Annotated in this window: 21 protein-coding genes; 3 read left to right on the top strand and 18 right to left on the bottom strand. The window is 72.4% G+C overall.

All coding sequences use genetic code 11. The features are described 5' to 3' along the window. Positions 1 to 190 precede the first annotated feature (190 nt). Together VGB75_18770 and VGB75_18765 are read left to right on the top strand one after the other, a co-directional pair. Positions 191 to 847: an ankyrin repeat domain-containing protein gene (locus VGB75_18770; protein HEY0169096.1), complete on the top strand. Its 657-nt coding sequence runs from the start codon at positions 191 to 193 to the stop codon at positions 845 to 847. Then, a complete protein-coding gene (locus tag VGB75_18765; protein HEY0169095.1) occupies positions 840 to 1,547 on the top strand; it encodes an ion channel in 708 nt (235 codons plus the stop codon). Before VGB75_18770 ends, VGB75_18765 begins: the two co-directional genes overlap by 8 nt. A gap of 116 nt (positions 1,548 to 1,663) precedes the next feature. Here VGB75_18765 and VGB75_18760 read toward each other — a convergent pair whose 3' ends face one another. Further along, positions 1,664 to 2,437 (bottom strand): VIT1/CCC1 transporter family protein, encoded by a 774-nt coding sequence (locus tag VGB75_18760; GenBank protein ID HEY0169094.1) that lies wholly within the window; start codon positions 2,435 to 2,437, stop codon positions 1,664 to 1,666. After that, entirely contained in the window at positions 2,364 to 3,512 is a 1,149-nt protein-coding gene (gene lgt, locus VGB75_18755) for a prolipoprotein diacylglyceryl transferase (protein HEY0169093.1), read from the bottom strand. The genes VGB75_18760 and lgt overlap by 74 nt, the downstream gene beginning before the upstream one ends. Before the next feature lie 55 nt (positions 3,513 to 3,567). Here lgt and VGB75_18750 point away from each other — a divergent pair, with 55 nt between their 5' ends. Then, the gene (locus VGB75_18750) at positions 3,568 to 4,554 is read left to right on the top strand and encodes a quinone oxidoreductase (GenBank protein ID HEY0169092.1); all 987 of its coding nucleotides are present in this window, start codon (positions 3,568 to 3,570) and stop codon (positions 4,552 to 4,554) included. Positions 4,555 to 4,578: 24 nt separating this feature from the next. Here the strand turns inward: VGB75_18750 and trpC are convergent, their stop codons facing one another. The 16 genes from trpC to hisD all read right to left on the bottom strand — a co-directional run bounded on the left by trpC (position 4,579) and on the right by hisD (position 20,021). Continuing rightward, positions 4,579 to 5,388, bottom strand: coding sequence for an indole-3-glycerol phosphate synthase TrpC (gene trpC, locus VGB75_18745; GenBank protein ID HEY0169091.1), 810 nt, complete (start codon positions 5,386 to 5,388; stop codon positions 4,579 to 4,581). Positions 5,389 to 5,467: 79 nt separating this feature from the next. Next, on the bottom strand, positions 5,468 to 6,082 hold the full coding sequence (locus VGB75_18740) for a Trp biosynthesis-associated membrane protein (GenBank protein HEY0169090.1): 615 nt from the start codon (positions 6,080 to 6,082) through the stop codon (positions 5,468 to 5,470). After that, positions 6,079 to 7,569 carry an anthranilate synthase component I gene (locus tag VGB75_18735; GenBank protein HEY0169089.1) on the bottom strand — a complete coding sequence of 497 codons (1,491 nt, stop codon included), beginning with the start codon at positions 7,567 to 7,569 and terminating at the stop codon, positions 6,079 to 6,081. Before VGB75_18735 ends, VGB75_18740 begins: the two co-directional genes overlap by 4 nt. Continuing rightward, positions 7,566 to 7,943, bottom strand: coding sequence for a phosphoribosyl-AMP cyclohydrolase (hisI, locus tag VGB75_18730; protein ID HEY0169088.1), 378 nt, complete (start codon positions 7,941 to 7,943; stop codon positions 7,566 to 7,568). The genes VGB75_18735 and hisI overlap by 4 nt, the downstream gene beginning before the upstream one ends. A 60-nt stretch (positions 7,944 to 8,003) precedes the next feature. Next, positions 8,004 to 9,725 carry a HAMP domain-containing sensor histidine kinase gene (locus VGB75_18725; GenBank protein ID HEY0169087.1) on the bottom strand — a complete coding sequence of 574 codons (1,722 nt, stop codon included), beginning with the start codon at positions 9,723 to 9,725 and terminating at the stop codon, positions 8,004 to 8,006. Continuing rightward, entirely contained in the window at positions 9,722 to 10,465 is a 744-nt protein-coding gene (locus VGB75_18720; protein HEY0169086.1) for a response regulator transcription factor, read from the bottom strand. The genes VGB75_18725 and VGB75_18720 overlap by 4 nt, the downstream gene beginning before the upstream one ends. Before the next feature lie 112 nt (positions 10,466 to 10,577). Further along, positions 10,578 to 11,165: a hypothetical protein gene (locus tag VGB75_18715; GenBank protein ID HEY0169085.1), complete on the bottom strand. Its 588-nt coding sequence runs from the start codon at positions 11,163 to 11,165 to the stop codon at positions 10,578 to 10,580. Positions 11,166 to 11,172: 7 nt separating this feature from the next. After that, on the bottom strand, positions 11,173 to 12,459 hold the full coding sequence (locus VGB75_18710; protein ID HEY0169084.1) for an MFS transporter: 1,287 nt from the start codon (positions 12,457 to 12,459) through the stop codon (positions 11,173 to 11,175). A gap of 79 nt (positions 12,460 to 12,538) precedes the next feature. Next, entirely contained in the window at positions 12,539 to 14,017 is a 1,479-nt protein-coding gene (locus tag VGB75_18705) for a neutral zinc metallopeptidase (protein ID HEY0169083.1), read from the bottom strand. A 91-nt stretch (positions 14,018 to 14,108) separates the two neighbouring features. Beyond that, positions 14,109 to 14,900, bottom strand: a complete 792-nt coding sequence (gene hisF / locus VGB75_18700; GenBank protein ID HEY0169082.1) for an imidazole glycerol phosphate synthase subunit HisF — start codon at positions 14,898 to 14,900, stop codon at positions 14,109 to 14,111. Between the two features lie 2 nt (positions 14,901 to 14,902). Continuing rightward, entirely contained in the window at positions 14,903 to 15,652 is a 750-nt protein-coding gene (gene priA, locus VGB75_18695) for a bifunctional 1-(5-phosphoribosyl)-5-((5-phosphoribosylamino)methylideneamino)imidazole-4-carboxamide isomerase/phosphoribosylanthranilate isomerase PriA (GenBank protein HEY0169081.1), read from the bottom strand. Continuing rightward, complete coding sequence (locus tag VGB75_18690; GenBank protein HEY0169080.1) at positions 15,649 to 15,996, bottom strand: hypothetical protein; 348 nt, start codon at positions 15,994 to 15,996, stop codon at positions 15,649 to 15,651. The genes priA and VGB75_18690 overlap by 4 nt, the downstream gene beginning before the upstream one ends. Positions 15,997 to 16,036: 40 nt before the next feature. Further along, the gene (gene hisH, locus VGB75_18685) at positions 16,037 to 16,717 is read right to left on the bottom strand and encodes an imidazole glycerol phosphate synthase subunit HisH (GenBank protein HEY0169079.1); all 681 of its coding nucleotides are present in this window, start codon (positions 16,715 to 16,717) and stop codon (positions 16,037 to 16,039) included. Between the two features lie 66 nt (positions 16,718 to 16,783). Further along, positions 16,784 to 17,386: an imidazoleglycerol-phosphate dehydratase HisB gene (hisB, locus tag VGB75_18680; protein HEY0169078.1), complete on the bottom strand. Its 603-nt coding sequence runs from the start codon at positions 17,384 to 17,386 to the stop codon at positions 16,784 to 16,786. A 5-nt stretch (positions 17,387 to 17,391) separates the two neighbouring features. Continuing rightward, entirely contained in the window at positions 17,392 to 18,543 is a 1,152-nt protein-coding gene (locus tag VGB75_18675) for a histidinol-phosphate transaminase (GenBank protein ID HEY0169077.1), read from the bottom strand. A gap of 167 nt (positions 18,544 to 18,710) precedes the next feature. Continuing rightward, the gene (gene hisD, locus VGB75_18670) at positions 18,711 to 20,021 is read right to left on the bottom strand and encodes a histidinol dehydrogenase (GenBank protein ID HEY0169076.1); all 1,311 of its coding nucleotides are present in this window, start codon (positions 20,019 to 20,021) and stop codon (positions 18,711 to 18,713) included. Positions 20,022 to 20,217: the final 196 nt, after the last annotated feature.

The raw sequence follows: 20,217 nt of genomic DNA, 5'->3' as shown, positions 1-20,217 counted from the left end.
CCCGGCACGCCGGGGCCCTCAGCTGTCCGGTTCGGCGAAATCGCATCCGATCCGTTGGTCACTCGCGGGACAGCGTCGGCCCAGGTGGCTCTTGTGGTGCGTTGGAGAGATTACCGGCAGACCGGCTGGGAACGCGAATGGCGCGGAGGGTGAGCTTCTCGCGGCCCGGCCGCGGTGGCACAGTGGTGTCATGGCGCCCCTCAGCGAGTTCTTCGCCGCGATCGCGGTCGGTGACGTCGACCAGGTGCGCCGGCAGCTCGACGACGATCCGTCGCTGCTGGCCACCCTCGGCCCGGACGGCGCGTCGCCCTCGCTGACCGCTCTGTACAACGGGCACGGCCCGCTGGCCGACGAGCTGGCCGCCCGCACCGGTGAGCTGTCGGTGTTCGAGGCGGCCGCCTTCGACGACACCGCCCGGCTGGGCGAGCTGATCGCCGCCGACCGGTCGGTGATCGACTCCTGGAGCGCCGACGGCTGGCAGGCCCTGCACCTGGCCGCCTACTTCGGCCGCGCCGAGGCGGCCAGGATGCTGCTCGACGCCGACGCCGAGGTGGCCGAGCCGTCACGCAACGAGCTGGCGGTGCAGCCGCTGCACGCCGCCGCCGCCGGCCGGCACTCGGAGCTGGTGTGGATCCTGATCGCCTCCGACGCCCCGGTGCACGCCCGCCAGCGCGGCGGCTGGACCCCGCTGCACTCGGCGGCTGCCAACGGCGACCTGGACTCGGTGTTGGCGCTGCTGTCGGCGGGCGCAGACTCCGCGGCAGCCAACGACGACGGCCGGACGCCGATCGAGTTGGCCTCCGAGGACACGGTGCGCGCGGCGTTGCTGGGCGGCACCGTTGGCTGAGGCCGCCCGATCCTCCCGCCTGATCGACCGGGCCCGCCGGCAACCATCGGCGATCCTGCTGGCGACCCAGCTGCTCGGGGTGCTGATCTACCCCTACCTCGGCGAGTCCCGCGCCGGCACGAGCGCGGTGTCGCTGTTCGGCCTGCTGGTGCTGGCGCTGGCTGTCTGGTCGGTCGAGAAGACCTCCTGGACGGTCTGGGTGTCGATCGCGCTGGGGGCGCCCTCGGTGGTCTTCACCCTCTGCCAGCTGATGTCAGAAGCCGCGGTGTGGCGCGCCTGGGGGTCCGGCTTCGAGGCGGTGTTCTACTTCTACGCCGCCTTCAGCCTGATCGCCTACATGCTCGCCGACCGCGACATCACCCGTGACGAGTTGTTCGCCGTCGGCACGACCTTCACCCTGCTGGCCTGGGCCTTCGCCCACCTGTACGTGGTCACCCAGGTGATCTGGCCGGGCTCGTTCACCGCAGCGGTCAACGCCGACGAGCCGCGGACCTGGATGGAGCTGCTGTTCCTGAGCTTCACCACCCTGTCCAGCACCGGCCTGTCCGACGTGGTGCCGGTGCTGCCGCATGCCCGCAGCTTCGTGATGATCGAGCAGGTGGCGGGGCTGGCCTACGTGGCCATGATCGTGTCGTGGATGGTCGGGCTGACCGTGGCGCGCGCCCGGGCGCGTGAGGGATCGGTCGACAAGCTGAACTGAGCCGTTCTCCGGCGCGCGCCTTCTCCGACCAGGCACCTTCTCCGGCGCGCGCCTTCTCCGGCGCGTCATGCCGACAGGTGGCTAGCACGACCGCAGAGCATGACGCGCGGGTGGAATCAGGTGACGTTGGCGCCGATCAGGTGCCCGATCCCATAGGTCACCGCGAAGGTGACCGCGCCCAGCAGCAGCTGCCGCCCGCCGGCGTAGTACCAGAGCCGGGTGGTGAACCGGGCGGTGATGGCGCCGGTCACGAACAGCCCGGTCAGCGTCAGGAAGGCGGCCAACCACAGCACGTCAGCGCCGAACAGGAACGGCAGCAGCGGCAGCAGCGCGCCGAGGGAGAAGGACAGGAACGACGAGCCCGAGGCCAGCCACGGGTTGGGCAGGTCGTGGATGTCGACCCCCAGCTCCTCCTGGGCGTGGATCTGCAGGGCCTGCCCCGGATCGACCGACAGCTGCTCGGCCACCAGTTGGGCAAGCTCGGGGTCGACCCCCTTGTCGATGTAGATCTGGGTCAGCTCGGCCAGCTCGGCCTCCGGGTTGTCCTCAAGCTCGCGGCGCTCGACCTCGACCTCGGCCCGCATCGACTCGTTCTGGCTGCGCACCGAGACGTACTCGCCGCTGCCCATCGAGAACGCCCCGGCCAGCAGCCCCGCCACGCCGGCGACCATCACCGGGCGGGCGCCGGCGCTGGCCGCTGCCACGCCGGCTACCAGGCCGAAGTTCGACACCAGCCCGTCGACCATGCCGAACACGGTCGGGCGCAGCCAGCCGCCGGAGACCTCCCGGTGCTCGTGGCCGACCGTCAGCTCGGGGTCATCGATCCGGTGGTGCGTCGCCGTCAGCGGCGCCGGGCGCTGGGGATCGACTCTGGGCATGCTGCTGGACATGGTTCGAGTCTAGGTCGGCGCCGGTCGGGCGGTTGGAGCCCGCTCCGGCCGGCCTGTCTCCCGCTGCCATGGCCTGGCCCGCCGGCCCGGCTGGCTTGGCCAGGTCGACGGCAGGCACCAGGTCCTCGGCGGGCCGGGACGGGGCATCGGAGGACTGCGCCGGGCCCTCTCCGGCGGACCGGCTGGGGTCCTTTCCGGCGGACCGGCTGGGGTCCTCTCCGGCGGACCGGCCCAGGCCCGCCACGCTGCGCGGACCGCCCCGCAGTCGCAGGAACCACGCCAACGCGAGGAGGAAGACCAGCATGGACACCCAGCTGTTCACCCGCAGGCCCAGGATCCGGTTGGCCGCGTCGTCGCGCAGCAGCTCCACCCAGAACCGGCCGAAGGTGTAGCCCACCAGGTAGAGCGCCAGGACCTGGCCGCGGGCCAGCAACCGGCGGTGGTCGGCCCACAGCAGCACGGCCACCACGGCCAGGCTCCACAACATCTCGTACAGGAAGGTCGGGTGGAAGTAACCCAGCACGACGGCGTTGCCCTCGGCGTCCCGGCTGACCTTGCCCGCCCCGACCTCCAGCTCGTGGATCTGCAGCTTCCACGGCAGTGTCGTGGCCCGGCCGTACAGCTCGTTGTTGAACCAGTTGCCCCACCTGCCGATCGCCTGGGCGAGCAGGATGGCGGGCGCGGCGCAGTCGGCGAAGGCCGGAAAGTTCATCTTGTGGCGACGGCAGCCTATCCAGGCGCCCAGCGCCCCCAGCGCGATCGCGCCCCAGATCCCGAGGCCGCCGTCCCAGATCCTGAGGGCGTCCACCGGGTTCTTGCCGCTGCCGAAATACAGCTGCGGGTCGGTGATCACGTGGTACAGCCGGCCGCCGAGGATGCCGAACAGCACCGCCCAACCGGCCACGTCGCCCACTTGGTGCTCGGCGCCGCCGCGAGCGCGCCAGCGGCGGTCGGTGAGCCAGATGGCCACCAGGATGCCGGCCACGATGCACAGCGCGTACAGGTGCACCGTGAACGGGCCCAGCCGGATGGCGCTCACCGTTGGACTGGGAATCGCCGCTTGGATCGTCTGCACGTGCCCACGGTAGATGAGGGGGCGAACACCGCCCGTTATTGGCTACCTTGAAGCCATGTCCACACAGACGGCCGACGCCTTGGTAGTGACCGAGCACGGCGGCAACGAGGTCCTGCAGATCCAGTCCCGCGAGATCGAGCGGCCCGGCCCGGGCCAGCTGCTGGTGCAGGTCGCCGCCGCCGGGGTGAACTTCATCGACACCTACCAGCGGGCAGGGGTCTACCCGGTGCCGACCCCGTTCGTGCTCGGCAGTGAGGGCGCGGGGATCGTGCTGGCCGCCGGCGAGGGCGTCAGGGTCGCCGGGGAAGGCGACCGGGTCGCCTGGTGCCAGACTCTGGGCAGCGCGGCCGGCCTGGTGTTGGTGCCCGAGAGCGACGCCGTGCCGGTGCCCGAGCCGGTGGAGCTGGAGCAGGCCGCCGCGGTGATGTTGCAGGGCATGACCGCCCACTACCTGCTCAACTCCACCTACGCGGTGCAGGCCGGTGACACCATCCTGGTGCATGCCGCGGCCGGCGGGGTCGGCCAGTTGCTGGTGCAGCTGGCCAAAGCCAAGGGCGCCACCGTGATCGGCACCGTCTCCACCGAGGCCAAGGCGGACAAGGCGCGCGCGCTGGGCGCCGATCACATCGTGAACTACACCGAGGTGAGCGACGTCGCCGCCGCGGTCCGGGAGCTGACCGGCGGGGTCGGGGTCGAGGTGGTCTACGACGGCGTCGGCAAGGCCACCTTCGACGCCTCCCTGGGATCACTGCGCCGGCGCGGCACGCTGGCGGTGTTCGGCGCGGCCAGCGGCCAGGTGCCGCCGTTCGACCTGCAGCGGCTGAACTCCGGCGGCTCGCTGTTCCTGACCCGGCCGACTCTGGCGCACTACGTCCAGACCCGGGAGGAGCTGCTGACGCGGGCCGGCGCGGTGCTCAACGGCCTGGCCTTCGGTGGCCTGCAGGTCGAGATCGGCGGGCGGTACCCGCTGGCCGAGGCGACGCGGGCCTACGCCGACCTGGAAAGCCGCCGCAGCACCGGAAAGCTGCTGCTCATCCCCTGACCTGTCCCCGACCGCCGGTCAACGTCACCGCGTGGTGCGCGGCGTCGCCGGATGCGCGCCGGCGGTCACCAGGTCCGCGACCGCCTGGCGCGGGTTGCCCGACGTCACCAGGCCCTCACCGACCAGCACCGCGTCCGCCCCGGCCGAGGCGTAGGTGATCAGGTCGTGAGCATCGCGCACGCCGGACTCGGCGACCTTGACGATCTCGCTGGGCAGTCCCGGCGCGATCCGCTCGAACACCGACCGGTCCACCTCCAGCGTCTTGAGGTTGCGGGCGTTCACGCCGATCACCCGGGCGCCGGCGTCCAGGGCGCGCGAGGCCTCTTGCTCGTCGTGCACCTCGACCAGCGCCGTCATACCCAGTGACTCGATCCGCTCACGCAGCCCGATCAGGGCGTTCTGCTCCAGCGCCGCGACGACCAGCAGCACCAGGTCAGCGCCGTGCGCCCTGGCCTCGTGCACCTGGTAGGAGCTGACCACGAAGTCCTTGCGCAGCACCGGGATGGAGACCGCGGCCCGCACCTGGTCCAGGTCGGCGAGCGAGCCGCCGAACCGGCGTTCCTCGGTCAACACGCTGATCACCCGGGCGCCGCCGGCCTGGTACTGCCCGGCCAGCTCCGCCGGCGAGGCGATCTCGGCCAGCATGCCCCTGGACGGGCTGCGGCGCTTGACCTCGGCGATCACCGCCACGCCGGGCGCGCGCAGCGCGCGGTAGCCGTCCAACGGCGCCTGGGCGGCCTTGGCGGCCGCTCGGACCTCGTCCATGCTGATCTTGGCCTGGCGGGCCGCTACATCTGCCCGGACACCGCAGAGGATGTCCTCGAGGGCGTTCACAGCTGCCTCCTGGTCTCAACCTGCCGCCAAGCGCCTGCGCCACGCTGACTCGTCACCATTGACTGGCCTTTCTCCGATGTTAGCGATCGGGCAGCGTCGGATCTTCACCGCGGTCCAGGCGGCGCCACGGATCGGCCGATTCGGCGACCGCGGCCGGGGCCGCGTACTTGGCCGACATGCCCAGTCGCCACCGGCCGGCCCGGATCACCTGTAGCAGGCCGCAGAGCACCAGCAGCACCGCCGCCGCCAGTGTCACGCCGGCCCAGACGGGATGCCAGTGCAGCTGCTGCAGCCCGCCGTCCCCGATGAACCGGGCGCCATCCGGCTGCGACGACTGCCCCGGGATGGTGTTGGCCAATCCGTTGACGGCATACCAGCACGCCCAGCCGCCGAGCAGCGCCAGCAGCCCGCCCAGCAGCCGGCGCACCACGCCGCCGGTCACCAGCGTCAACGCCACGCTCAGCACAGCCACCACCGCCAGCCCGGTCAGCGCCGGATGCAGCTCACGCCCCGTCAGCTCAGCCTGCAGCGGCCCGAAGGGCGGGCGACGCTGGGACGTCGTCGACACCCAGGACTGGCCGGCGGCGAACAGGATGACCGCGCCGGCCAGCGCTGCCAGCCCCAGGACGCAGGCCATCTCACGGCGCTGAGCGGACCGGCTGAGGCCTTCTCCGGCCGCCGGAGAAGGCGTCATGCTCTCAGTGTCTCGGCCGTGGCGATCGCCTGGAGCACCGCTCGTGCCTTGTTGCGGGTCTCGGCCTCCTCGTTGGCCGGGATCGAGTCGGCCACCACGCCTGCGCCGGCCTGGACGTAGGCGGTGCCCTTGACCATCACCGCGGTGCGGATCGCGATCGCCAGGTCCATGTCACCGGCGGAGTCGAAGTAGCCGACCGCGCCGGCGTAGATGCCGCGCCGGACCGGCTCGATCGCTTCCAGCAACTGCATCGCGCGCACCTTCGGCGCTCCGGAGACGGTGCCGTGCGGAAACACCGCCGTGAACACGTCGAAGGCGTCCTTGCCCGGCGCGACCGTCCCGTTCACCGTCGAGACGATGTGCCAGACGTGGCTGTAGCGCTCGACCACCCCGAACTCGACCACCTGCACCGAGCCGGGCCGGCAGATCCGGCCCAGGTCGTTGCGGGCCAGGTCCACCAGCATCACGTGCTCGGCGCGCTCCTTGGGATCGGCCAGCAGCTCGGCCACCAGCGCGGCGTCGGCCACCGCGTCGGCGCCCCGCGGCCGGGTGCCGGCGATCGGGTGGATGGTGGCGCGGTCCTCGGACACCGTGACCAGCGCCTCGGGGCTGGAGCCGACGATGTCGAAGTCCTCAAAGTGCAGGTAGTACATGTAGGGCGAGGGGTTCAGGGTGCGCAACGCCCGGTAGACGTCGAAGGCGTCGGCGTCGGTCTCGGTGATGAAGCGCTGGCCCGGCAGGATCTGAAAGACCTCACCGGCGCGGATGGCCTCCAGGCACTGCTCCACCGCCGCCTCGAACTCTCCGGGCGCGGTGCGCGAGCGGGCCTGCTTCGGTGGCACCGTCACCATCGGGACCACCGTCGACTTGGTGGGCGCGGCCAGGTCGTGGGTCATCGCGTCCAGCCGGCGCTGGGCGTCGGCGTAGGCGGCGTCGAGCTCGTCGGCGGCCATCTCCGGATGCAGGACGGCGTTGGCGATCAGCGTCACGGTGCAGCTGTGGTGATCGACCGCCGCCAGGTCGGTGACCAGCAGCATCACCAGCTCGGGCAGGCCGAGCTCGTCGGGCGCGATCTCGGGCAACGTCTCGATCCGGCGCACCACGTCATAGCCGAGGTAGCCCACGAAGCCGCCGGTCAGCGGTGGCAGGCCGGGCAGCCGGGGCCCCCGGACGGCTCGCCAGGCGTCGGCCAGCAGCTCCAGCGGATCGCCCTCGACCGGCAGCCCCCGCGGCGCCTCGCCCTGCCAGCGCGCCTGACCGCCGTCGGCGCTCAGGGTCGCTATCGCGTTGACTCCCACGAAGGACCAACGAGAGAAGGAGGCGCCAGGCTCGGCTGATTCCAGCAGGAAGGTGCCGGGACGCCCGCCGCTGAGCTTGCGGTACACCCCGACCGGGGTCTCGGCGTCGGCGAACAGGGTGCGGGTCAGCGGGACCAGCCGATGGGTCTTGGCCAGCTCGGCGAGCTGCTCCCGTCCGATCTCGGTCATCGGGGGCCCCCTTCGGTCACTGCCAGCGGCGACCCGACGTCGAAGCAGCTGCGCTTGCCGGTGTGGCAGGCCGGGCCGAGCTGGTCCACCCGAACCAGCAGCGCGTCGCCGTCACAGTCCAGCGCGATCGACCGAACGTACTGCACATTGCCCGATGTGTCGCCCTTGACCCAGTACTGCTGCCGGGACCGGGACCAGTAGGTGGCCCGGCCGGTGGTCAGTGACCGGTGCAGCGCCTCGTCATCCATCCAGCCCAGCATCAGCACCTCGCCGGTGTCGTGCTGCTGCACCACCGCGGCCACCAGGCCGGCGGCGTCCCGCTTGAGCCGGTCCGCAATCTGTGGGTCCAGGCCGGAGGCAGGTGTGGCAGGCATCCTCTGATTCTGCCCGTGCGCCTTCCTCCGGCTAGCCGCGGGGCGAGGCGCGCTCGACGCTCAGAGCGGCGGTCGGTCGCCCGGGTACGGCGGGGGGCGCAGCGGCAGGGTGATCGTGACGGTGGTGCCGCCCTCGACGGAGGAGTCGAACTGGATGTGGCCACTGTGCGCCGCCACGATCTGGGCCACGATCGCCATTCCCAGGCCGCTGCCGCCCTTGGCCCGGCTGCGCGCCTTGTCAGCCCGCCAGAACCGCTCGAAGACGTGCGCCGCGTCCTCGGCCGCAAGCCCCGGGCCGGTGTCGATCACCCGCAAGGCCACCGCCTCGCCGGACGGCGTGCGGCCCGGGATCGCCTCCAGCCGGATCGGGCCTGCCGGGGTGTGGATCGCGGCGTTGGTGGCCAGGTTGATCAGCAGCCGCAGCAGCTGGTCGCGGTCACCGGTCACCACCGTGCCGCCGGACCCCAGGATGCTCAGCGGGCGCTCGGGATAGGTTGAGGCGACCGCGGAGGCAGCCTCGGCGAGCAGCTTGTCGATGTCCACCGGCTCATGCCGGATCGCCGTCGCCTGATCACCGCGTGCCAGCACCAGCAGGTCCTCGACCAGCCGCGACATCCGGGTGCCCTCGACCTCTATCCGGCGCATCGAGTCATCCGGGGAGTCGGTGGAGCGGCCCTGCAGCCGGGACAGCTCGGCGTAGCCGCGGATCGAGGTCAACGGGGTGCGCAGCTCGTGCGAGGCGTCGGCCAGGAACTGGCGCATCCGCTCCTCGCTGCGCAGCCGGGCCGCGAACTCGGTCTCGACTGCCTCCAGCAGGGTGTTCACCGACGCGGCCACCTGACCGACCTCGGTGCTCGGGTCGGCGTCGGGCACCCGGCGGTCCAGGCCCGAGCCGTCCGGCGCCAGCTCCGCGGTGACCTCCTGCGCCGTCCGGGTGACCCGCTTGAGCGGGCGCAGCCCCACCCGCACCCCCCAGCTGGTCAGCCCCGCGGCCAGCAGCACCGCCGTCGCTCCCACGACCAGCTCCAGGAGCAGCAGCCGCTGCAGGGTGTGGTCTACCTCTTCCATCGACAGCCCGGTGACCACCGTGATGGTGTCGCGGCCGATCTGGATCTGCCGGGCAGTCACCCGCAGCCGCAGGCCGTCGGGAGTGGCGATGGTGCGGATCTTGCCCGGGTCCCTCATCGTCTGCCCGCGCTGCCGGTCGGACAGGATCAGCTGCGACAGCGAGTCGATGTTGGCGGTGACGTTGATGACGACGCGGCCGGCTGAGTCATAGCCGACGATCCACTCCCGCTGGGTGGTGGCCAGCTGGGCGGCCCGGCCGCCACTGGGCACCCCGACCGAGCAGGCGCTGCCACCGGACAGGATGCACTGCCGGACGCTGCTGGCGTTGCCGGACGCCACGCTGCCCAGCTGCTGGTCCAGGCGCTGCAGCAGAAACGGCCGGAGCAGGAAGTAGGTCGTCGCGCCGGTGATCGTCACGACCACCAGCAGCAGCCCGACCACGCCGATCACCATCCGGGCGCCGAGCGTGCGCGGCAGCCACCGCGAGCGGTGACCGGCACGAGCCGGGGTCGGGGCGGGCGCCGGCGTCAGGACGGACGGCCCGGCCGGCGTCAGGACGGACGGCCCGCCCGGTGTCAGGACGGACGGCCCGCCCCAACCGGCCTGCTGACCCGGCGCCGCACCGGCCTGCTGACCAGCCGCTGGACCGGCCTGCTGACCAGCCGCCTGGCCGGTCTCTTGCCCGGGCTGCGCCCCGAGGCTGCCCAGACTCACCCTCGCGGCGCCTTGACCACGTAGCCGGCGCCCCGGACGGTGTGGATCAGCTTGGGCTCGACGTGGTCGATCTTCTTGCGCAGGTAGCCGATGTAGAGCTCGACGATGTTGGACTGGCCCTGGAAGTCGTACTTCCACACCCGGTCCAGGATCTGGGCCTTGGACAGCACCACCCGCTCGTTGCGCATCAGGTAGCGCAGCAGCTCGAACTCGGTGGCGGTCAGGTGCACCTCTTCGCCGGCCCTGGTCACCTCGTGGCTGTTCTCATCGAGTTCCAGGTCAGCGACCCGGAGCACCCCGTCGCGGTCCTGCTCGGCCTGGGTGCGGCGCAGCACGGCGTTGACCCGGGCCAGCAGCTCCTCGACGCTGAACGGCTTCACCACGTAGTCATCAGCGCCCGAGCGCAGTCCGGCCACCCGGTCGTTGGCGGCGTCGCGGGCGGTCAAGAAGATCACCGGGACGACCGATCCGGCTGACCTCAGGTGTTGCAGGACGGCGTGCCCGTCCAAGCCGGGCATCATCACATCCAGCACCACCAGGTCCGGGTCGTGCTCGGCCACCGCGGCCAGCGCGGAATGGCCGTTGTCGGCGGTCACCGCCTCGTAGCCGTCGAAGCGCAGTGCCGAGGCGACCAGGTGGACCACGTTCTCTTCGTCATCGACGACCAGCACCCGGCGCTTGAGGCGCCCAGCGGGCTGGCTTGCGGACTGACCTGCGACTGTGGAGACAGAACTGGACATCCGTTGAGGGTCCCGCGTCCGGGTAGGCACACCCTTAGCTTTCACTGTGAGGGGGCTGTGCGCTACCCCCGGCCGGCACCTCGCCGAGTGAGCCGGGCGCCTCGCCGGGTGACTAGCCGCTTGGCTGGCCGCTGACAGGCCCGCCCAACGCGGGCCCGCCCAACGTAGGCCCGCCCAACGCGGGCCCGCCCAACGCAGGCCCGCCCAACGCAGGCCCGCCCAGCGCCTGGGGGCCTTCAGGCGCCGCCGGATGCGCCGGCGTCCCCGCCACGGCGACCCGGTGGCCGCCTTCGGTGGCGACCCAGCGCCAGGACGGCGGCAGGCAGGCCAGTGTCAGCGCCAGGACCGCGGCGATCAGGACCACCGCGGGAACCTGCGGCTCGCCCGAGGCCGAGTCGAGCAGCAGGCTCAGCGCCACGCCGGCGGTCAGCAGCTGACCGGCCAGGAACACCCAGCGGTCCCAGCCGTTGATCAGCCGGCCCATCCCCCACAGGACGAAGATCAAGAAGGCGAACGCGACCAGGCCGGCGATCAGCTCGCCAGAACGGCTGCTGGTGATGTCGGGCTGGTCGACCTCGACGAAGCCGCCCCGGACGATGAACAGGAACGAGTACACGATCAGGAAGGGCACCACGGCGGTGCCGGCCGCCACCGCGGCGATCACGGTGGCCGGCGTGCGGGTCGGGTCCGGCTCGTTCATCGTCTGCTCACTCCTGTCCGCCTGCCGGGCCGGCGCCGGCCGGTGTGAACCTAGCGTGGGGCCAACCCTGTTCCGCCGCAACCGCGGCGCGCCGCGCGGCGACGGCGTCCAGCCGGCCCGAGAACAGCGCGATGGCCAGCCCGGCCAGCGCCAGCACGCCGCCGACCCGGCTGGGCCACTCGTAGCCCAAGCCCTGATCGAGCACCAGGCCGCCGATCCAGGCGCCCAGGGCGTTGGCCAGGTTCAACGTCGAGTGGTTCAACGCCGCCGCCAGGGACTGGCCCTCGCGTGCCACGTCCATCAACCGGGTCTGCAGGATCGGCACCAGCACCGAGCCGGCGACACCGAAGACGAACACGGCCAGCACGGCGCCGGGCTTGGTGCGCACCGCGTAGCCGAAGCCGAACAGCACCACGGCGGTGCCGATCAGCCCGCCGTACAGGCTGGGCATCAGCGACCGGTCGGCCAGCCGGCCGCCGAGCACCACCCCCACCGTCATGCCCAGGCCGTAGACGGCCAGCAGGCCGGTCACGGCGGTCGGGCTGACCTTGGCCAGGCTGGTCATGGTCGGCGTGATGTAGGAGTACGTGGCGAACATGCCGCCGAACCCGACGGTGCCGGTCAGCAGCGCCAGCCACACCTGGCGGTGCCGCAGCGCGCTGAGCTCGGTGCGCATCGTCAGGCCTTGCTCGGCCGGCCGCGACGGGATCCAGAGCAGCACCGCGGCCAGCGTGAGCATGCCCAGCACTCCGACCAGCCCATAGGGCCAGCGCCAACCCCATCGCTGGCCGACCAGGGTCGTCAGCGGAACGCCGACGACGTTGGCCACGGTCAGGCCGGTGAGCATCATCGACACCGCCCAGGCGCGCCGGTTGGGGGGCACCAGGGACGCCCCGACAAGCGCGCCGATCCCGAAGAACGCCCCGTGCGGCAGGCCGGAGAGGAACCGGGCGATCAGCAGGCTGGAGTAGCCCGGCGCCAGCGCCGAGGCCAGGTTGCCCAGGACGAACGCCGCCATCAGCCACCAGAGCAGCCGCTTGCGGGGCAGCCGGGCGCCGAAAGCCGCGATCAGCGGCGCGCCGATCATCACGCCGAGGGCGTAGGCGGAGATGACGTGGCCGCCCTGCGGAATCGAGATTCCCACGCCGTCGGCGATGTTGGGCAGCAGCCCCATCGAGACGAACTCGCCGGTGCCGATCGCGAAGCCGCCGATGGCCAGGGCGAAGATCGCCAGCGTGGCACGCCTGCTGGCGCCGGAGGTGGCTGCCGGTGAATCGGTTGACGCTTCAATCACCCTTCGTCCAGCACCTGAGCGCCACGAGTTGTTCCCCTGCCCGGCCACGGGGAGTCCGGCGCAGCCGTGAGGCCGCGGCTCAGCAGTCGGACAGCCCGCCGAAGTAGCCCTGGGTGAAGCGCTGGATGCGCTGCAGCGCGGTGGTCTCGTGCGCGCCGTAGGCCTTCGGCGAGGGCACCAGCTTGATCACCGCCGAGGTGGCCTCGTCCATGTCCGGCGGTGAGAGCTGAAAGCCCTGCTCTCCGTCGTTGACCGAGGCGGTGAAGGCGCCGCTGTAGCAGCTGGCGTCCAGCAGGGCGTCCCGGTCCTCGATCGGCTCGCCGAACAGCTGATCGCGCACCCCCATGCTCCAGCCGTAGACGAACAGCATGCCCAGCGAGTAGTCCGCCGGCGCGTCGTCGATCAGCGTCAGCTCGCCGGTGGAGCGGTCCACCCGCTTGTCCGGCAGGCTGTTGTAGGCCTGCCTGGCGAACTCGTCGGTGAAGTAGACGTAGTCCCCGGACGGGCAGTAGTCGAACTCGCTGGCCTGCTCGACACCCGGGCAGTCCGGATCACCGCTCTGGCGTATCGCCACGTCCTTCCAGGGCTTGTCCACCGATTCCGCCGCCTGGGCCCAGAAGGCGTTCAGCTCGTTCTGCAGGGTCGACTCCTCGGCAGAGTCCGGCGTCGGGTCGATGATGTCGGCGTAGGGCAGGTTGCCGCGCTGGGCGTAGTCGATGTCGGAGGTGAACGGGCGCTCGGTGAACTCCCGCTGCTGGAACTCCTCGCCGAAGCAGTACCTCACCCCGTTGGCGATCCCGTCGGCCATCGCCGAGAGCCGGTCGAAGCCGTTGCCGTGCGAGATCTGCCGGTAGCTCACCGGGGGCGGGTCACGCACCTGCAGGTAGCCCAGCAGGGTCTCCTCCAGCTCCTGCTCGGTGACCGAGACGTGCTCGGTCTGACCGTCCCGGGCGGCGCGGATGAACGCCCCGGCGGCGCAGTCGGCCTGGGTCTCGGTGAAGATGGTGGGCGGGCGCTCGCCGGTGGCCGAGGCGTCGAAGATCCCCAGCCGCTGCTGCATGGCGTGCCCCCACTCGTGCGCGACCACCGCGGTGATCATGAACCGGCCGTACTTCTCAGCCAGCTGGCCCACCAGGTGCTCGGGGTCGCGGTCATAGACCACCGAGTCGTCAGCGGTGCAGTAGAAGGCGTTGTTCTCGGCGCCTTTCGGGTCCTGGCGCAGGCAGGCGTTGCGCCTGGCCGCGGCGGGGACTTCAGTCCCGTTGACCGAGTAGATCCCGCCGCGCAGCTCCGGGTAGGGCCGGCCGCCGGAGACCTTGGAGTAATTGGCGCGCCAGAACTCCTGCAGGTCTGCGATGGCGTTCTTGACCTGCTGGTCGAACTCGGTGCGCCCGTCGTTGACGACCCGGACGGAGGCGTCGGCCTGCGAGTCCGACCGCGAGCCGCTGGAGGTCGAGCCGGTGTTGTCGGGCCTGGGCAGCGACGGTTCGCAGGCCGGCAACAGCATGGCCAGCGGTGATAGCGCCGCTACGAGCGCCAGGCGGGCTGTGATCCTCACGGGCGGTTCCCGGCTCGACGACCGCTGGGCTGGGCTGGCCGGCGGCGCCCGACGACGCGGGCAAGAAGCCACGTTACCGCCGCCGACCAGCTCAGGGGGCGACTGGGGGCAGCCGGACCGGGACGCCGGCCGCGGCCAGGCAGCTCTTGACCTCGCCGATGCTGACCTGCTGGTAGTGGAACACGCTGGCCGCCAGCACCGCGTCGGCGCCGGCCGCCACCGCCGGGGGGAAGTGCCGCGCCGCGCCGGCGCCGCCGCTGGCGATCACCGGCACCGACACCACCGCCCGGACCGCTGCGATCAGCTCCAGGTCGAAGCCGTTCTGGGTGCCGTCGGCGTCCATCGAGTTCAGCAGGATCTCCCCCGCGCCGAGCTCAGCGGCTCGGGCCGCCCACCACAGCGCGTCGACGCCGGCGCCGCGCCGGCCGCCGTGAGTGGTCACCTCGAAGCCGGACTCGGTCGCCGCCGCGCCGGCCGGCGTCCGGCGCGCGTCCACCGACAGCACCAGCACCTGCCGGCCGAACCGGTCGGCGATCTCGGCAAGCAGCTCGGGGCGGGCGATCGCGGCGGTGTTGACCCCGACCTTGTCCGCGCCCGCGCGCAGCAGCGCGTCCACGTCGGCTACCGAGCGCACCCCGCCGCCCACGGTGAGGGGGATGAAGACCTGCTCGGCGGTCCGCGACACCACCTCCAGGGTGGTCTGCCTGCCCGCGGAGGACGCCGTGATGTCGAGAAAGGTCAGCTCGTCGGCGCCCTCGGCGTCATAGCGGCGGGCCAGCTCCACCGGATCGCCGGCGTCGCGCAGGCCGGTGAAGTTGACGCCCTTGACCACCCGGCCGTCCGCGACGTCCAGGCAGGGGATCACCCGCACCGCGACAGCCATGCTCAGCCCTCGGCCGCCGCGGCCACCGCGGCCAGCGCCTCGCGCAGGGTGAAGGCGCCGGCGTAGAGCGCCTTGCCGATGATCGCGCCCTCGACGCCGATCTCGCGCAACCCGGCCAGGCTGCGCAGGTCCGCCAGCGAGGACACCCCGCCGGAGGCCACCACCGGCCGGTCGGTGACGGCGCACACCGAGCGCAGCAGCTCCAGGTTCGGCCCGGTCAGGGTGCCGTCGCGGTGCACGTCGGTCAGCACGTAACGGGCGCAGCCGTCGCGGTCCAGCCGCTCGATCGTCTCGTAGAGGTCACCGCCCTCCGAGGTCCAGCCCCGGGCCGCCAGGGTCGTGCCGCGGACGTCGAGGCCGACGGCGATCCGGTCGCCGTGCCGGGCGATCGCCGAGCGCACCCAGTCCGGGGACTCCAGGGCCGCGGTGCCCAGGTTAACCCGCGCGCAGCCGGTGGCCAGCGCCGCGGCGAGTGAGTCGTCATCGCGGATCCCGCCGGACAGCTCCACGGCGATGTCGAGCCGCCCGGTCACCTCGGCCAGCAGCTCGCGGTTGTCGCCGCGGCCGAACGCGGCGTCCAGGTCCACCAGGTGCACCCACTGGGCGCCGTCGGCCTGCCAGTCCAGCGCGGCCTGCAGCGGGCTGCCGTAGGAGGTCTCGGTGCCGGCCGCGCCCTGCACCAGCCGGACCGCGACGCCGTCGGCGACGTCGACGGCCGGCAGCAGCGTCAGCGGCCGATGCTGGGCGGTCATCTCCTGCTCCGATCTCCGAAGGCCAGGGCCAGCGCCGGCACGGCGATCGCCGCGACCAGCAGCACGCCGATCACCATGACGACCGATCGGCTCATCAGGTAGGTCAGCACCACCACGACCAGCAGCGCCGAGGCGATGACGGCGCGCTGCTCCTTGCGGCGGACGCTGAGCCTGCCGGCCTGCGGCTGGCGGCGCCGGCCGGCCAGGGCGCGCCAGGATGCCTGCCAGCGAGCTCGCCGGCGGCGGCGCTCGGCCTCGGCGGCCTGCCGCTGGCGGTGCAGCTCCTGCCGTTGCGCGGTGGCGGCCAGGCGTTCGGCGCGCAGGCGGGCCCGTTGCTTGCTCATGCTCGTCCGGCCGCTGCGGGGACGGTGAGAGCAGCCGCCGTCACAGGCTGCCCAGCCAGTTGGCCAGCAGTCGCGCCCCGGCGTCTCCGGACTTCTCCGGGTGGAACTGGGTAGCTGACACCGGTCCGGCCTCCACCGCCGCGACGAACTCCTCGCCGTGCTCGGCCAGGGTGACCGCGAAGCCGATGTGGTCAGAGCTGGTCTGCGCAGCGCCGGCCTGCTCGGCCTGCTCAGCGCCCGAGCCGGCCTGCTCGGCCTGATCAGCGCTCGGGTGCACCGCGTAGGAGTGCACGAAGTAGAACCGGGCGTCCTCGACGCCGTCGAACAGCGTGGAGCCGGCCGGTGGGCGCACCGTGTTCCATCCCATGTGCGGGATCACCGGGGCGTTGAGCCGCTCGACCCGGCCTGGCAGCAGGCCCAGGCCCGGCGTTTCGACGCCGTGCTCGATGCCGGCCGAGAACAGCACCTGCATGCCCACGCAGATGCCGAGCACCGGCCGGCCGGCTTGCGCCCGCTCGGTCAAAATCTGCTGCGCCTGCACCCGGCGCAGGCCCGCCATGCACGCGGCGAACGCTCCGACGCCCGGCACCACCAGTCCATCGGCCTCCACCGCGGCCCGCGGGTCGGCGCTCAGCTCGACGTCGGCGCCGACCCGTTCCAGCGCCCGCACCGCCGAGCGGATGTTGCCCGAGCCGTAATCGAGCACGACCACCCTGCTCATCTGCCACCGCGCTTCATCTGCCACCGCTTCATCTGCCACCGCGCTTCAACTGGGGCCGGCCCACCGCTACAGCACGCCCTTGGTCGAGGGCACGCCGGACTGCCGCGGATCCAGCTCCACCGCCGCCCGCAGCGCCCGGGCCACCGCCTTGTACTGCGCCTCGGTGATGTGGTGCCAGTCCCGGCCGCCGTGCACGGTGACGTGCATCGCCACCCGGGCGTGGTAGGTGAAGGACTCGAAGACGTGCCGGGTCAGGGTGGTGGCGTAGGCGGTGTCGCGGCCGATCAGGTACGGCGGCGCGCCCTCTGGCTCGTTGTGCACCAGGTAGGGCCGGCCGGACAGGTCGACCGCCGCCGACACCAGCGCCTCGTCCATCGGGATCATCGCGTCGCCGAACCGCCGGGTGCCGGCCTTGTCGCCGGCCGCCTCGGCGAAGGCCTGGCCGAGCGCGATGGCGGCGTCCTCGACGCTGTGATGGGAGTCGATGTGCAGGTCGCCCTCGACGTGGGCGGTCAGGTCGAACAGGCCGTGCTTGGCGAACGAGCCCAGCATGTGGTCGAAGAACCCGACCCCGGTGCTGATGTCAGCGCTGCCCGCGCCGTCGAGGTCGATCTCGACCAGCACCTTGGTCTCGGCGGTGGTGCGCTCGATGCGTCCCATGCGTCCCATGCGGCTCACGCGCGGTCCTCCTCTGTAGATCCGGTTCCGGTGGACCCGGTCACCTGCCGCGCCGCCGGGTCGCCGCTCAGCTGCCCCATCGCGGCCAACTCTGACAGGGCGCCCCTGAAGGCCCGCATCTCTTCGGCGGCGCCGATCGAGACCCGCAGCCAGCCGTCCGGGCCGGTCTTGCGGATCAGCACGCCCCGATCGAGCAGACCCTGCCACACCGCGTGCCGATCGGCGAAGGCGCCGAACAGCACGAAGTTGGCGTCGGAGTCGGCCGCGCGCAGGCCCAGGCCGCGCAGCCAGCTCACGGTCGCGTCCCGTTCGGCCCGCAGCTCGCTGACCCGGCCCAGCAGCTCGTCGCTGTTGGCCAGCGCGGCCAGCGCGGTCGCCTGGCTCACCGCGGACAGGTGGTAGGGCAGCCGGACGATCCGGACGGCGTCCACCACCTCCGACGAGGCGGCCAGGTAGCCCAACCGGCCGCCGGCCAGCGCGAACGCCTTGCTCATCGTCCGGGTGACGATCAACTGCGGGTAGTCGGCGAGCAGGCTCATCGCGCTGGGCACCCCGGCCCGGCGGAACTCGGCGTAGGCCTCGTCGACGATCACCACCCCGGGCGCGGTGTCCAGGACGGCCCGCAGCTGCTCCTGCGGCAGGGCCGTCCCGGTCGGGTTGTTCGGCGAGGCCAGCAGCACCACCGACGGCTGCAGCTTGCTGATCATGCCGATCGCGGAGTCCAGGTCCAGGCCGAAGTCGGCGGCCCGCCGCCCGGTCGCCCACTCCGTGGAGGTGTTGCGGGCGTACTCGGGGTACATCGCGTACGTCGGGGCGAAGGACAGCGCGGTGCGGCCCGGCCCGCCGAAGGCCTGCAGCAGCTGCTGCATGACCTCGTTCGAGCCGTTGGCCGGCCAGAGCTGCTCCGGGCCCAGCCGCACACCGGCCTCGCCGACGAGGTAGCCGGCCAGCGCGGCGCGCAGCTCGGCGCACTCCCGGTCGGGGTAGCGGTTGAGCCCGGCCGCGGCGGCGCTCACCGCGGCGGCGATGTCGGCCACCACCTTGGCCGAGGGCGGGTAGGGGTTCTCGTTGGTGTTCAGCCGCACCGCCACGTCCAGCTGCGGGGCGCCGTAGGGCGCCTGACCGCGCAGCTCCGGACGCAGCGGCAACTCCCACGCGGGGCTTCTCGGAACCGCAGGGCTTCTCGGAACCCCGGAGCTTGTCGGAACAGCGGAGCTTGTCGGAACAGCAGGGCTTGTCGGAACCCCGGGGCTCGCCGGAACAGCGGAGCTTGTCGGAACAGCGGGGTTCGCCGGAACGCTGGAGGGGGCGCCGGTCATGGACGCGGCATCCGGGCGCTGACCGCCGCGCCGTGCGCCGGCAGGTCCTCTGCCTCGGCCAGGGCCAGGACGTGCGGGGCCACCTCGAGCAGCGCCTCGCGGGTGTACTCGACCAGGTGGACGCCGCGCAGGAAGGACTGCACGCTCAGCCCGGAGGCGTGCCGGGCGGTGCAGCCAGTGGGCAGCACGTGGTTGGAGCCGGCGCAGTAGTCGCCGAGCGAGACCGGCGAGTGGGCGCCGACGAACACGCACCCGGCGTGCCGGACCCGCTCGGCCCACATGCGCGCCTCGACGGTGATCACCTCCAGGTGCTCGGCGGCGTAGGCGTTGACCACCTCCAGGCCCTGCTCCAGATCGGCCACCAGCACGATCGCCGACTGCGGCCCGGACAGCGCGGTGCGGACCCGCTCGACATGGCGGGTGCGGGCCACCTGCTCATGCAGCTGCGCCGTCACGGCGTCGGCGAGCTCGCCGGAGTCGGTCACCAGCACCGAGGCGGCCGCCGGGTCGTGCTCGGCCTGGCTGATCAGGTCCGCGGCGACGTGGGCCGGATCGGCGGTGCGGTCGGCCAGGATGGCGATCTCGGTCGGGCCCGCCTCGGCGTCGATCCCGATCACCCCGCGCAGCAGGCGCTTGGCCGCCGCGACGTAGACGTTGCCCGGCCCGGTCACCAGGTCCACCGGCTCGATGCCGAACTCAGGGTCGCCGTAGGCCATCAGCGCGATCGCCTGCGCGCCGCCGACGGCGTAGACCTCCTCCACCCCGAGCAGCGCGCAGGCCGCCAGGATCGTCGGGTGCGGCAGCCCGCCGAACTCCTTCTGCGGCGGTGAGCAGACCGCCAGCGACGGCACCCCGGCCACCTGGGCCGGAACCACGTTCATCACCACCGAGGACGGGTAGACCGCGATGCCGCCCGGGACGTAGAGCCCGACCCGGTCCACCGGGACCCACTTCTCGGTCACCATGGCGCCCGGCGCCACCTCGACGTCGGTGACGCCTCGGCGCTGCTCGGCGTGCGTGATCTGGACCCGCCGGATGGATTCCTCCAGGGCGGCCCGCACCGAGCCGTCCAGGCCGGCCAGCGCCTTGGCCAACGCCTCGGCCGGCACCCGGGGCTCGGGCACGTCCACCCCGTCGAAGCGGGCGGTGGCCGCCCGGGCGCCGGCGTAGCCCTGCTCGCGGACCGCCCGGACCAGCGGGGTGACCGCGTCGAGGGCCGAGCTGACGTCCATCGCGGCCCGCGGCAGCATCCGGCGGAGCTGCCCGGGGCTGGCGGCGGTGGCGGACAGGTCGACACGGCGAAGCACAAAGCCAGTCTAGTTAGCTCCAGCGCCTGCCACTCCGGTCGCTGTCGCTGCCGCCAGGCGAACCGTGGCTTTTGCCATAGTTCTGCAGTGGCTCTGCGGTGGCTCTGCGGGACCTCTGCGCCGGCTCTGCAATGGCTCTAGGGTGGCTGCGCGGGCCTGAAGCGGCGCGCGGCCGGGCCCTAACCGTCGTACGGTG

It is taken from the genome of Jatrophihabitans sp. (assembly GCA_036399055.1).
GTDB lineage: Bacteria > Actinomycetota > Actinomycetes > Mycobacteriales > Jatrophihabitantaceae > Jatrophihabitans_A.
This window is presented reverse-complemented; position numbering and strand designations above follow the sequence as displayed.